Raw genomic sequence first — 11,864 nt, 5'->3', positions numbered from 1 at the left:
GTCGGCACTGATGTGCCGACTCGGCCGACGGGGGTGACTTCTCCGCGCTTCGCGCGGCTACTCCCTCGCTCGGCGCGAGCGGACGAGCAAGCTCGCCGCTCGACCTCGCTCCGGTCGTCTCGGCTAGATCTGCCACCAGACAGTGGTGTCGGCGGGGAGATCGATCTGGCCATCGGTGACGGGCACGGGGCCCGAGGAGGAGAGGAGTACGCGGCCGGGAGCGACGATGCGTACGGGCTCCTTGGTGGTGTTGACCGTGCAGGCGAAGCCGTCACGCTCGAACCAGAGGACCCCGGCGGGGGCCTCGTCGTGCCAGGTCACCGCGTCGCCGGCGCCGAGGCCGGAGATCTCGCGGCGGACCTTCAGCGCCGAGCGGTAGAGCTCGAGGGTGGAGCCCTCGACACCGGTCTGCGCCTCGACGCTGAGCTCGCCCCACGAGTCGGGCTGCGGCAGCCAGGAGCCGCCGTCGCCGAAGCCGTAGGAGGAGCCCGACCGGGTCCACGGCAGCGGCACGCGGCAACCGTCGCGGAAGCCGTCCTGGCCGCTGGCGCGGTGGAAGGACGGGTCCTGGCGGACCTCGTCGGGCAGGTCGGTGACGTCGGGGAGACCGAGCTCCTCGCCCTGGTAGACGTACGCCGATCCGGGAAGCGCGAGCATCAGCAAGGTGGCCGCGCGAGCCCGCCGCAGCCCGAGCCCACGATCGCCCGGCGTTCGGATCTGGGTCCCCGAGCCCGGCGGGTTCGCGAACCGGGTGGCGTGCCGGGTGACGTCGTGGTTGGACAGCACCCAGGTCGCCGGAGCGCCGACCGGGCGCATCGCGTCCAGCGAGCTGTCGATGACCTTGCGCAGCGCGGCGGCGTCCCAGGCGGTGTCGAGGTACTCGAAGTTGAAGGCCTGGTGCAGCTCATCGGGGCGTACGTAGTTCGCCGACCGCGCCACCGTCGGGGTCCACGCCTCGGCGACGAAGATCCGGTCCGGGTAGTCCGCGAGCACCCGCCGCCACGAACGGTAGATCTCGTGGACGCCGTCCTGGTCGAAGAAGGGCATCACGTCGTTGCCGAGCAGGTGGAGCTGGTCGGCGTGGCCGATGGAGGGCAGGCCCTCGGCCTTGACCAGACCGTGGGCGACGTCGATGCGGAAGCCATCGATGCCGAGGTCGAGCCAGAAGCGCAGGATGTCCAGGAACTCCGCGTGGACCTCGGGGGAGTTCCAGTTGAAGTCGGGCTGCTCGGGGGCGAAGAGGTGGAGGTACCACTCGCCGTCGGGCACCCGGGTCCAGGCGGGACCGCCGAAGATCGAGTCCCAGTCGTTGGGCGGCTCGTCCCCGTTCGGTCCTCGCCCCGGCAGGAAGTGGTAGCGCGACCGCATCGGCGACCCCGGCCCCTCGGCGAGGGCCTGCTGGAACCACACGTGCTCCGAGGAGGAGTGGTTGGGGACGATGTCGGCGATGAGCTTCAGCCCCAGCTCGTGGGCAACAGAGATCAGCTCGCGAGCATCGTCCAGCGTCCCGTAGCGCGGGTCGACCGCGCGGTAGTCGGAGACGTCGTAGCCCCCGTCGGCCTGCGGCGAGGCGTAGAACGGGCTCAGCCAGACCGCATCCACCCCCAGGTCGCGGAGGTAGGGGAGTCGGGACCGAATCCCGGGGAGGTCACCGGTGCCGTCGCCGTCGCTGTCGGCGAAGCTGCGGGGGTAGACCTGGTAGATGACGGCATCACGCCACCACTCGGAGGACATCAACAGAAACCTTTCAGCCCTTGACGCCGCCGGCGGTCAGACCGGTGACGACGTGTCGTTGGACGAGATAGAAGAAGACGGTCACAGGGATGGCGATGAGGACAGCGGTGGCGGCCATCAGGTTCCACTGCGCGTCGTGCTCGCTGACGAAGCTCTGCAGCCCGACCGCGAAGGTGTACTTCGAGTCGTCGAGCAGGAACGTCGAGGCGAACGCGACCTCCGCGAAGGCGGTGATGAAGGCGTAGAACGCGGCGACCGCGAGACCTGGACGTGCCAGCGGCAGGATCAGCCGCCAGAACGTGCCGAACGGGGTGAGTCCGTCGATCATGCCGGCCTCGTCCAGCTCGACCGGGATGGTGTCGAAGTAGCCCTTCAGCAGCCAGGAGCAGTAGGGGACGATCGTGGTGCAGTTGACCAGGATCAGGCCCATGTGCGAGTCGATCAGGCGGAGCTGGGAGAAGATCTCGTACATCGGCACGATCAGCACCGCGATCGGGAACGCCTGCGTCAGCAGCAGGACCCACATCAGCGGCCGGTGGCCGGGGAACCTCATTCGGGAGACCGCGTAGCCGGTCGTCGCCGCCGACATCACGCCGAACAGGGTCGTGCCCCCGGCGACCACCAGCGTCGACCACAGCCAGTTGAAGAAGGCGGTGTTGGTCAGCACGAACGAGTAGTTGTCCAGCGTCGCCTTCGCGAAGATCCCGCCGGGGTGGAGGTAGTCGTCCTTGTCCGGTCCCAGGGACAGATAGACGAGCCAGACGATCGGGAACAGCGCGATCAGCGACGCCACCGTGAGCGTCACGTGCGTGCCCACCCGCGCGACCGGGCCGAGTTCTCCGCGGCGGCGCTGGTTCGTCCTGGGCGCGTTGAGGCTAGGCGAGCTGGTCATTGCGTTTCAACCACCGGTAGTAGAAGGACGTGAAGACGATCAGGATCGCGAGCAGGAGCACGCCGTACGCCGCCGACATGGCGAAGTCGCGAGGCTGCTGCCCGAAGCCGAGTCGATAGGCCCAGGTGACCAGGATCTGCGCGTCCGGCGCGGTGTTGCCGAAGAGCAGGAAGATGATCGCGAACTGGTTGAAGGTCCAGATCACGCCGAGCAGCACGACGGTCGAGCTCACCGACGACAGCCCCGGCAGGGTGACGTGGCGGAACCGCTGCCAGACGTTGGCGCCGTCGATCTCGGCCGCCTCGTAGAGGTTCTCGTCGATCGACTGCAGCCCGCCGAGCAGGGAGAGCATCATGAACGGCACGCCGCACCAGGTGTTGACCATGATCGCGGCCGTACGCTGCCAGGTCGGGTCCTCGAGCCAGCTCGGTGCGGCGAGACCGATCGTGTTGAGCATCGAGTTGATGACGCCCGCGTCCGCGAGCATGATCCGCCAGGCGAAGACCGTGACGAACGTCGGCACCGCCCAGGGCAGGATCAGCAGCAGCCGGTACGCGACACGCCCGCGCAGCCGCTGGTTGAGCATCATCGCCAGGCCGAGGCCGATCACGTAGTGCAGGACGACGCAGGTGACGGTCCAGACGATCGTCCACACGAAGTGGGACCAGAAGCGGTCATAGGCCGCCGGGCCCCACAGGATCTCGGCGTAGTTGTCGAGACCGATGAACTTGTACGTCGCGTCGATCGTGTTGACGCCGATCGTGCGTGCCGAGTTGAGGCTGTTGGCATCGGTCAGGGTCAGGTAGAAGCCGCGCAGGAGCGGGTAGCCGACGAGCACGCCGAGCACGATCACGACGGGCGCGACCATCGCGTAGGCGTACCAGTAGCGGCTGTAGGAGTCTCGCGCGCGCTGGAGGGGGCGGGGCGCCCGCCACCGAGACCGCGGGGTCTCGGCGGCGGGCGCTGGTGCTGTCAGAGTCATCGGATGACGTGGTCTTCCTGGCTCAGGTTCACTTCGAGAAGTCGGGCAGCAGGTCGGCGAAGGCCGTCTCCAGCGTGGCCAGACCCTTGTCGAGGGTCTCGGCGCCGGAGGCGATCTTCGGCAGCTCCTGGTCCATCGGACCCCACAGCGAGGAGTACTCGGGCAGCTCGGGTCGCGGCTGGGCAGCCGGGAGCACCGTCTGGAAGCCGGCGATGCCCGGGTCGGCCTTGACCTCGTCGGTGTAGGCGTCGTCGCGGGTCGGCAGCGTGGAGTTCTTCAGGGCGATCTGGGCCTGGGTGTCGGCCGAGGTCATGAACTTCACGAACGCCGCCGAGGCCTCCTGGTGCGCCTCGTCCGAACCGGCGTAGATCGACAGGTTGTGACCTCCGGTCGGGGCGCCGGCCTCGCCGGTCGAGCCGGCCGGGACGGTGGCGATGCCGAGGTTGTTCTTGTCCTGGAACGCCGAGCCCTTGTAGAAGTTCGTGATCTCCCAGGGACCCTGGATGATCGCGGCGACCTTGCCGTTGACGAAGGCGTCCTGGATGTGGGCGTACGCGTCGGCGGTGGTGTCCGCCTTGTGCAGCCCCTCGCCGTCGAAGAGACTTTGCCAGGTGGTCAGGCCCTTCTTGGCCTCCGGGGAGGAGATGGTGATCTTCTTGGCCTCGGCGTCGACGGTGTCGGTGCCCTCGCCGTAGAGGAACGGCTGCGCGTAGTAGGCCGAGGTCGAGCCCCAGTAGCCGTCGACACCGGTCTTGGACTTGATCGTCGCCGCGTCGGCCTTTAGCTCGTCCCAGGTCGTGGGGGCCTCGGTGATGCCGGCCTTCTCGAAGAGCGCCTTGTTGTAGACCAGCGCGAGGGTGTCGGTGACGAACGGGACGCCGTAGGTCTTGCCGTCGAACTCGGCCTGCTTGATCAGGTTGGGCTGGAAGGCGTCCTTCTCCTCGAGCGCCGCGGTGTCGTCGAGGGGAGCGAGGAAGCCCTTCTGCGCGAACGCAGGGGTCCAGCCGACCTCGGCGCGCAGTACGTCGGGAGCACCGCTGGCGCCGGCCGCGGTGTCGAACTTGTTCTGTGCCTGGTCGAAGGGCACGTTGACGTACTTGACCTTGATGTCCGGGTTGGCCTTCTCGAAGTCCTTGACGAGGGCCTGGTACGTCGGCGCCTCGTTGGTTGCGTTCGAGGTGTCCCACCACGTGATGGTGACCGTGCCGTCGCTGCTGTCGCCGCTGCCACCGCCACATGCCGTTGCCGCCAGGGCGAGCGTTGCCGCCACTGCGGTGGCCACGATGCCACGTCGCATGAGTTCTCCTTCGATATGGGGCCGGGCGAGGAGTCCGCCCGGTGGTGTGACGAAGGTAACCCCGCGTCGAGGAGAATGTAAGAGCCTTTCAGCAAAAGTTGCAAGCTTGCTGAAAGTTCTTGCAGGCCGTGTAGGGAGGGGGCATGATGTGACCGTGCCCATAACACCAGCCTCTGCCCGTCTTGCTGACATCGCGGCCCATGCGGGCGTGAGTGAGGCGACGGTCAGTCGCGTCCTCAACGGCAAGCCCGGGGTCGCCGCGGCCACGCGGGAGGCGGTGCTGGCGGCGATCGACGTCCACGGCTATGAGCGCCCGGTGAAGCTGCGCCAGCGCAGCGAGGGGCTGGTCGGCCTGATCACGCCCGAGCTCGACAACCCGATCTTCCCCGCGCTCGCGCAGGTCATCGCGCAGGGACTGACCCGCCAGGGCTACACCCCGGTGCTCGCCACGCAGACCCCTGGCGGTTCGACCGAGGACGAGCTCACCGAGATGCTCGTCGACCGCGGCGTCACCGGGATCATCTTCGTCTCCGGCCTGCACGCGGACACCACCGCCGACATGACGCGCTACGAGAAGCTGCGCGCCCAGGGCGTCCCGTACGTCCTCCTCGACGGCTACACCCCCGACATCAAGGCGCCGTTCATCTCGCCCGACGACCGCGAGGCGATGCAGCTGGCGGTCACTCACCTCGCCACGCTCGGCCACTCCAAGATCGGCCTGGCCGTCGGCCCCCGCCGCTTCGTCCCCGTCCAGCGCAAGATCGAGGGCTTCGTGGCCACCATGGCCGACCGCTTCGGGCTGAGCGCCGAGGAGATCGAGAAGGGCCACATCCGCCACTCGCTCTTCACCCTCGAAGGCGGCCAGGCCGCGGCCTCCGAGCTTCTGGACGACGGCTTCACCGCGATCGTCTGCGCGAGCGACATGATGGCGCTCGGCGCCATCCGTGCCGCCCGCTCGCGTGGCCTGCGGGTCCCCGAGGACGTCTCCGTGGTCGGCTACGACGACTCCCAGCTCATCGCCTTCACCGACCCGCCGCTGACCACCGTCCGCAAGCCCGTCCACGCGATGGGCCAGGCCGCCGTCCGCGCCATCCTCGATGAGATCGCCGGCACCGGCACCCCCCACTCGGAGTTCGTCTTCCACCCCGAGCTGGTGGTCCGCGGCTCCACCGCGTCCGGCCCGCGCGTCAACCCCTGACCGCCCGGAGCGGGCCGGCGCGCGGCTGGCAGGATGGGCACGTGACGATTGTGGCTGCTGCTGATGGTTCGGCGCTCGGGAACCCGGGGCCCGCGGGGTGGGGTTGGTATGTGGACGAGTCCACCTGGGCCTGTGGCGGGTGGCCGCACGGGACCAACAACCAGGGCGAGCTGACCGCGGTCCTCGACCTGCTGCGGCAGACGGCCCACACCGGCGAGCCGCTGCTGGTCTACTGCGACTCCAAGTACGTCATCAACTCGGTCACCAAGTGGATGGCCGGCTGGAAGCGCAAGGGCTGGAAGAAGGCCGACGGGAAGCCCGTGCTCAACGTCGAGATCATGAAGGACCTCGACGCGGCGATGCAGGGCCGCGACGTCCGGTTCGAGTGGATCAAGGGCCACTCCGGCCACCCGCTCAACGAGGCCGCCGACAAGCTCGCGAACGGCGCCGCCCTGGCCTACCAGCAGGGTCGTACGCCGGACCCCGGCCCTGGGTTCGCCGGGGCCGTCGAGGCACCCGCCGTCGCCCCGCAGGTCGCGCGACCCGAGCCCGAGCCCGACGACCTGCTCGGCCTGCTGAGCTCGGAGCCGGCCGCGAGCGAGAACCCCGCGGCATACGCCTTCTCCGCCGACCAGAGCCGGATCGACCCCGACTGGGTTTACCGGATGATCGCGCAGTCCTACTGGGCCAGCGACCGCACACGGGAGGTCCAGGACGCGGCCAACAAGGGGTCGCGCTGCTACGGCGTCTACGACGCTGCCGGGAACCAGGTCGCCTTCGCCCGCGTGGTCAGCGACTTCGCCGCCTTCGCCTGGCTGTGCGACGTGATCGTGGACCCGGGCGTACGCGGCCAGGGGATCGGCAAGCTGCTGCTCGAGGGCATCCTCGCCGACCTCGAGCCCTACCGAATCCGCCGGACCCTGCTCGCCACCGAGGACGCCCACGAGCTCTACGCGCAGTACGGCTGGGAGCCGCTGCCCGCGCCCGAGCGCTGGATGATCAGGCAGGGCTGAGCCCAGCATCCTTCTCGTCGGCGATGGCCTCGGGGGAGCGCCGACGCCCGACCGCGACCACGCCCCAGGCGACCAGGGTGAACGCCGCGGCGATGCCGATGACGTACGCGATGACGACGGCGTAGCCACCCTGCAGGTGGTGGTTGAGGAACGGGTAGGGATACCACCACGGGTCGCCGGTGAGTGGACTCACGACGAGATCGCCGCGGATCAAGGTGTAGGCCGCCCATACGACCGGGAACGCGATGATCATGCCGACCGCGCGCCAGCGCAGGCGGCGGCGCGGGGGAGCGACGAAGAGGTCGACGATCAGGAACAACGGACCGATGAGGTGGAGGATCTCGTTGGCCCACGGGAACGCGGCCGGAACGAGACCGCGCAGCAGCAGGTTGTAGACCAGGCCGGTGATCGCCATGAACGTCGTCGCCGCCGCCATCAGCACTGCGATCCAGGTGGGCTCCTGGGCGTTGCGGGTCAGTGCCCAGACCCCTGCGGCGATGAGCGCCGCCGCTGCGAAGAGGTTCGACTCGATCGTGAAGTAGCTGAAGTAGTTCACCACCACCGTCGCCATGCTGGAGCCTTCGGCGGGCGTGGTGCCCAGCGCTCCCCGGAACTCGGCCACCATCGCGGCGAGGATCAGTACGGCCATCGCGAGTCGAAGGATCGACCAGGTCTTCATCACTCGCTCACCGTAAAGCCACAGACCCTTGATCGTGACGGTATTCGGAGTGAGCCGCGCCGTGTCCCGTGTACGCAACGTTCACAGCGGCGCGCGGCCCCACCTCCTCGGCCCACCTCTAGCGGACCGACGCCATCATCGCGGCATCAGCAGACCTGCCCGATATGCGGTGCCGGATCGGCGCGTACGCGATCGAGCTCGCTGAGGCCGCGGGCGCGGCCGGGCGGGAGCGCTGGCGCGAGACCGTCGCCGCCCGGCTGCCGAGCGCCCACTGGCCGAAGAGCAGGATCCTCCTCACCGTCGTGGACGCCGACACCGCCACGGCCTTCGCCTTGCCGAGAAGTTCGCCGGGTTCTGGGGGCGATGAGGGCAGCCGCGGCGTACGTTCTTCCCGAGGATCTGTCGAAAGTGGCTGGCCCCGTTCGTGGAGCGAGTGAGGGGTGGCGACGAGCGCTGCCCGAAACAGGAGGTTGTAGATGACCAAGTATCTGATCTCGTTTCGCGATGAGGCGGTGGACTACCGCGACGAGGACGTGGCCGACATCGCCGAAGCGTCATCGGCGATGACGCGCGAGGCCATCGCGGCGGGCGTGTTCGTCTTCGGCGGTGGGATCAAGGGCGGTCTCGAGGACGCCTGGACCGTCGATGAGGCCGGCGTGGTCACCGACGGTCCCTACCCGGAGAGCAAGGAGCACCTCGGTGGCTTCATCATCGTCGACGTCGACACCGTCGAAGATGCGCTGATGTGGGCGGGGAAGTGCGCCGCGGCGTGCCGAGCCACCATGCAGGTCCGCGAACTGCTCTCCGGGGCCGAGGCGCGTTGACCGCGACCGGGGTCGTCGGCGGCGGGATCCTCGGGCTGGCGGTGGCGCGGGAGATCCTGCGCCGCCGCCGTGCCGAGACGGTGATCGTCTTCGAGAAGGAGGCCAGGCTCGGCGCCCACCAGACCGGCCACAACTCGGGCGTCGTCCACGCCGGGATCTACTACCGCCCCGGCAGTCTCAAGGCGCAGCTCTGCACGCGGGGCCGTGACCTGCTCAAGGAGTTCGCCGCCGAGCACCGGGTCCCGTTCGAGGAGTGCGGCAAGCTCGTCGTCGCGGTCGACGAGTCCGAGATGGGGCGCTTCGACGCGCTGGAGAAGACGGCGACGGAGAACGGCGTGCCGGGCCTGCGACGAGTCGGCCCCGAGGAGATCGAGGAGATCGAGCCGTACGCGGCAGGGCTGGCCGCCCTCCACTCGCCGAGGACGGCGATCATCGACTACGTCGCCGTCGCCGAAGCGCTGGGCCGGAGCGTGACGGAGTCCGGGGGAGAGGTACGTCTCGGCGAGGAGGTGACCGGGATCCACCGCGTCACGAGTGGGATCGAGGTCGAGACGCCCGCCGGCCGGAGCCGGGTCGACCACCTGGTCGTCTGCGGTGGTCTGGAGTCCGACCGGCTCGGTGAGCTGACCGGCGGCCCGAAGGCGCCCCGGATCGTCCCGTTCCGCGGTGAGTACATGCAGGTCAGCGCCGCGAAGCAGGATCTCGTCCGGGGCATGGTCTATCCGGTGCCCGACCCGCGCTACCCGTTCCTCGGCGTGCACTTCACCCGCCGGGTGGGCGGTGGCCTCGAGGTCGGCCCGAACGCCTTCTTGGCGCTCAGTCGCAGGCGCTACGGCCGGACGTCACTGACCCCGCGCGACGTCGTCGACACGTTGGCGTGGCCCGGCTTCTGGCGGTTCGCCGCCGAGCACTGGCGCACCGGTGTCACCGAGCTTCGCGGCGTACTGTCCAAGCAGGCCTACATGCGCGAAGCCCAGCGCTACGTGCCCGAGATCGGCGCCGCCGACGTCGAGCGCGCGGGTCTGGGGCTGCGGGCGCAGGCGATCGAGCGCGACGGCTCGCTGGTGGACGACTTCGTCATCCACCACGCCGACGGCGTCACCTCCGTGCGCAACGCGCCGAGCCCGGCCGCGACCTCCAGCCTCGCCATCGCCGAGTACGTCGTGGACCGGATGTGACCAACAGGCCGCGTCAAGGGCGCTGCGTACCGCGGAGCGCCTCTGCGAGCCGGGACATCATGTCCTCGTCACGCTTGTAGTGGATCCACTTGCCGATGCGCGTGGACCGTACGAGACCCGCTCGCTCCAGCGTTGCCATATAGGACGAGACGGTTGACTGGGCCAGCCCTGACTTGGCCTGGATATGGCTGACGCAGACCCCGACCTCGTCCCGATCGGCGATGGGTTCCCACTGTGAGAACTCGCCATGTGGGTCCAGCAGCCAGTTCATGATCTGCAGCCGCGCGGGGTTGGCCAGAGCCTTCAGGGCCTCGACGGCCTCCAGGGGGTCGACGTTCGGGTCTGTTGTGCGTGACATTGCCACGGCCTCCTCCTTGCCATTCACGCATCATCATATCCCGATGTGACGTACTGAGTCCGCGCTATGTATTTACATATCCCGATGTGACGATATGATCGTCTCCTGATCATCCCTGATGTGAAGGAAAATACGATGTCTGATGCCAGCAAGCCGTTGATCGTCGTCGCGGGTGCGACCAGCAAGCAGGGCAGGAGTGTCGTCACGTCCCTGCTCGACAGCGGGCGGTTCCGCGTGCGAGCGCTGACCAGATCCGCCGACTCCGTCCAGGCCAAGAGCCTCGCGGAGATGGGCGCTCAGGTCGTCACGGTTCCCCTGGAGCCGGGGCATCAGCGCGAGTTCGTGCAGGCGTTCGGGTCGGCTGATGGGGCCTTCCTCATGACGCCGCCAGTCGCGCCGCCATCGACCGACGAGTTCGTCCTCGGATGCCAGCTCGCCGATGCCGCGGTCGAGGCCGGGGTCGGGCACGTCGTTTTCAGCGCGCTCGAGAACGTCGAGGAGAGGGCCTCGGGCACCAAGTACGCCCCACACTTCACGGACAAGGCGCTCGTCGCCGAGCACATTCGGACCCTGCCGATCGGGCACACCATCGTGATGCTCTCGTTTTTCTACACCAACGCGCTGGAGTACTACGCCCCGCGCATCGAAGGCGACAAGGTGCTCATGCCCTTCTACCTCCCCGAGGACTTCCGGGCCCCGTTCGTGGACCCGCTGACCGCGACCGGCCCTGCTGTCCTGGAGGTGTTCTCCGATCCTGACGCCTATCTGCAGGCAACGCTGCCGGTCGTCGGTGAAGTCATCTCGCCGAGAGAGATGGTCGATGCCTTCTCGCGCGTCACCGGCCTCGAGGCCGAATACCGCAGCGCCTATTCCCGGGAGGGCTTGCTGACGTACTTCCCCGAGCTCGGAGAGAACCCGCTGCTGGTCGACGAGACTCTCGGTATGGTCGAGTACGCGGTGGAGTACGGATACTTCGGCGACGGTCGCGACCTGGAGTGGAGCCGACGGATCGACCCTGGCGCGCTGAGCTGGGAGCAGTTCCTCCGTAGGACCGACTGGCGCGGCGAGCGAACTTCCTTCGGCGGCTAGTCGACGGCATCGCCGACGGGCCACTCGGCGGGGAAGTCCTTAGCGAGACGGTCGTGCTCCTTGGTGAGCTTCTTGCGCGCCTTGGCGGAGATGCGGTCGCCGAAGACGGTGCCGTTGGTGTGGTCGGTCTCGTGCTGGAGGCACCGGGCCAGCAGGCCGTTGCCCTCGAAGTGAACCGGCTCTCCGTCGAGGCCGAGACCGTCGACCGCGGCCCAGTCGGGGCGCGCGCAGTCCACGAACGCGCCGGGGAACGAGAGGCAGCCCTCCAGGTCGACGTCGAGGTGGCGGTCGTCACCCTCGGGCAGGGTCAGGACCGGGTTGCAGACGATGCCGACGGTGCGCTGCCCGGTCGCGTCGGGGCAGTCGAAGACGAAGATGGCGACGTCCTCGCCGATCTGGTCGGCGGCCAGGCCCACGCCCTCGGCGGCGTACATCGTCGCGACCATGTCGGCGGCCAGCTCGGCCAGCGCCGCGTCGAAGACCTCGACCTTCTTCTTGGGCCGGTGCATGACCGGGGTGCCCCAGCGTGTCATCGGCCGCACCTTCCCGCCCTCGGGCAGGGCGCCGTGGGGCGCGATCGGAGGAGCGGATTCGAGCGAGGAGTCGGCCATGTGCCAAGC

At 68.7% G+C, this 11,864-nt stretch carries 13 protein-coding genes; 5 read left to right on the top strand and 8 right to left on the bottom strand.

Annotation, left to right across the window (positions count from 1 at the left end):
- Window positions 1-123 precede the first annotated feature (123 nt).
- Genes ACFWQC_RS26650 through ACFWQC_RS26635 form a run of 4 tightly spaced genes read right to left on the bottom strand, consistent with a single transcriptional unit; the run spans window position 124 to window position 4,905 of the window.
- The gene (locus ACFWQC_RS26650) at window positions 124-1,734 is read right to left on the bottom strand and encodes a glycoside hydrolase family 13 protein (RefSeq protein ID WP_378685287.1); all 1,611 of its coding nucleotides are present in this window, start codon (window positions 1,732-1,734) and stop codon (window positions 124-126) included.
- Window positions 1,735-1,747: 13 nt separating this feature from the next.
- Window positions 1,748-2,626: a sugar ABC transporter permease gene (locus tag ACFWQC_RS26645; protein ID WP_378685284.1), complete on the bottom strand. Its 879-nt coding sequence runs from the start codon at window positions 2,624-2,626 to the stop codon at window positions 1,748-1,750.
- Window positions 2,610-3,608, bottom strand: coding sequence for a carbohydrate ABC transporter permease (locus ACFWQC_RS26640; protein WP_378685282.1), 999 nt, complete (start codon window positions 3,606-3,608; stop codon window positions 2,610-2,612). The genes ACFWQC_RS26645 and ACFWQC_RS26640 overlap by 17 nt, the downstream gene beginning before the upstream one ends.
- 28 nt (window positions 3,609-3,636) lie before the next feature.
- Window positions 3,637-4,905, bottom strand: coding sequence for an extracellular solute-binding protein (locus ACFWQC_RS26635; RefSeq protein ID WP_378685280.1), 1,269 nt, complete (start codon window positions 4,903-4,905; stop codon window positions 3,637-3,639).
- A 46-nt stretch (window positions 4,906-4,951) separates the two neighbouring features.
- Here ACFWQC_RS26635 and ACFWQC_RS26630 point away from each other — a divergent pair, with 46 nt between their 5' ends.
- Window positions 4,952-6,103, top strand: coding sequence for a LacI family DNA-binding transcriptional regulator (locus ACFWQC_RS26630; protein WP_378685277.1), 1,152 nt, complete (start codon window positions 4,952-4,954; stop codon window positions 6,101-6,103).
- Window positions 6,104-6,144: 41 nt separating this feature from the next.
- Window positions 6,145-7,116, top strand: coding sequence for a GNAT family N-acetyltransferase (locus ACFWQC_RS26625; RefSeq protein ID WP_378685274.1), 972 nt, complete (start codon window positions 6,145-6,147; stop codon window positions 7,114-7,116).
- On the opposite strand, the gene ACFWQC_RS26620 is transcribed toward ACFWQC_RS26625, so the two are convergent.
- Together ACFWQC_RS26620 and ACFWQC_RS26615 are read right to left on the bottom strand one after the other, a co-directional pair.
- Window positions 7,103-7,795 (bottom strand): Pr6Pr family membrane protein, encoded by a 693-nt coding sequence (locus tag ACFWQC_RS26620; protein WP_378685296.1) that lies wholly within the window; start codon window positions 7,793-7,795, stop codon window positions 7,103-7,105. The two genes, ACFWQC_RS26625 and ACFWQC_RS26620, sit on opposite strands and share 14 nt — an antisense overlap.
- 118 nt (window positions 7,796-7,913) lie before the next feature.
- Window positions 7,914-8,117, bottom strand: a complete 204-nt coding sequence (locus ACFWQC_RS26615; protein ID WP_378685272.1) for a hypothetical protein — start codon at window positions 8,115-8,117, stop codon at window positions 7,914-7,916.
- 154 nt (window positions 8,118-8,271) lie between these two features.
- Between ACFWQC_RS26615 and ACFWQC_RS26610 the strand changes: the two genes are divergently transcribed.
- Window positions 8,272-8,619 (top strand): YciI family protein, encoded by a 348-nt coding sequence (locus ACFWQC_RS26610; protein ID WP_378685270.1) that lies wholly within the window; start codon window positions 8,272-8,274, stop codon window positions 8,617-8,619.
- A complete protein-coding gene (gene lhgO, locus ACFWQC_RS26605) occupies window positions 8,616-9,797 on the top strand; it encodes an L-2-hydroxyglutarate oxidase (protein WP_378685267.1) in 1,182 nt (393 codons plus the stop codon). The genes ACFWQC_RS26610 and lhgO overlap by 4 nt, the downstream gene beginning before the upstream one ends.
- A gap of 13 nt (window positions 9,798-9,810) precedes the next feature.
- Here the strand turns inward: lhgO and ACFWQC_RS26600 are convergent, their stop codons facing one another.
- On the bottom strand, window positions 9,811-10,155 hold the full coding sequence (locus tag ACFWQC_RS26600; protein WP_378685264.1) for an ArsR/SmtB family transcription factor: 345 nt from the start codon (window positions 10,153-10,155) through the stop codon (window positions 9,811-9,813).
- Between the two features lie 135 nt (window positions 10,156-10,290).
- On the opposite strand from ACFWQC_RS26600, the gene ACFWQC_RS26595 reads away from it, so the two are divergent.
- On the top strand, window positions 10,291-11,244 hold the full coding sequence (locus tag ACFWQC_RS26595; protein ID WP_378685261.1) for an NmrA/HSCARG family protein: 954 nt from the start codon (window positions 10,291-10,293) through the stop codon (window positions 11,242-11,244).
- Here the strand turns inward: ACFWQC_RS26595 and def are convergent.
- Window positions 11,241-11,855 (bottom strand): peptide deformylase, encoded by a 615-nt coding sequence (gene def, locus ACFWQC_RS26590; RefSeq protein WP_378685258.1) that lies wholly within the window; start codon window positions 11,853-11,855, stop codon window positions 11,241-11,243. The two genes, ACFWQC_RS26595 and def, sit on opposite strands and share 4 nt — an antisense overlap.
- Window positions 11,856-11,864 lie beyond the last annotated feature (9 nt).

Source organism: Nocardioides sp. NPDC058538, assembly GCF_042719275.1.
In the GTDB taxonomy this organism is placed as follows: Bacteria; Actinomycetota; Actinomycetes; order Propionibacteriales; family Nocardioidaceae; genus Nocardioides.
This window is presented reverse-complemented; position numbering and strand designations above follow the sequence as displayed.

Bases quoted from the DNA above. Each gene is read 5' to 3' on its own strand.
- ACFWQC_RS26650 (WP_378685287.1), bottom strand. From the start codon at position 1,734: ATGTCCTCCGAGTGGTGGCGTGATGCCGTCATCTACCAGGTCTACCCC.
- ACFWQC_RS26645 (WP_378685284.1), bottom strand. From the start codon at position 2,626: ATGACCAGCTCGCCTAGCCTCAACGCGCCCAGGACGAACCAGCGCCGC.
- ACFWQC_RS26640 (WP_378685282.1), bottom strand. From the start codon at position 3,608: ATGACTCTGACAGCACCAGCGCCCGCCGCCGAGACCCCGCGGTCTCGG.
- ACFWQC_RS26635 (WP_378685280.1), bottom strand. From the start codon at position 4,905: ATGCGACGTGGCATCGTGGCCACCGCAGTGGCGGCAACGCTCGCCCTG.
- ACFWQC_RS26620 (WP_378685296.1), bottom strand. From the start codon at position 7,795: ATGAAGACCTGGTCGATCCTTCGACTCGCGATGGCCGTACTGATCCTC.
- ACFWQC_RS26610 (WP_378685270.1), top strand. From the start codon at position 8,272: ATGACCAAGTATCTGATCTCGTTTCGCGATGAGGCGGTGGACTACCGC.
- ACFWQC_RS26600 (WP_378685264.1), bottom strand. From the start codon at position 10,155: ATGTCACGCACAACAGACCCGAACGTCGACCCCCTGGAGGCCGTCGAG.
- ACFWQC_RS26595 (WP_378685261.1), top strand. From the start codon at position 10,291: ATGTCTGATGCCAGCAAGCCGTTGATCGTCGTCGCGGGTGCGACCAGC.
- def (WP_378685258.1), bottom strand. From the start codon at position 11,855: ATGGCCGACTCCTCGCTCGAATCCGCTCCTCCGATCGCGCCCCACGGC.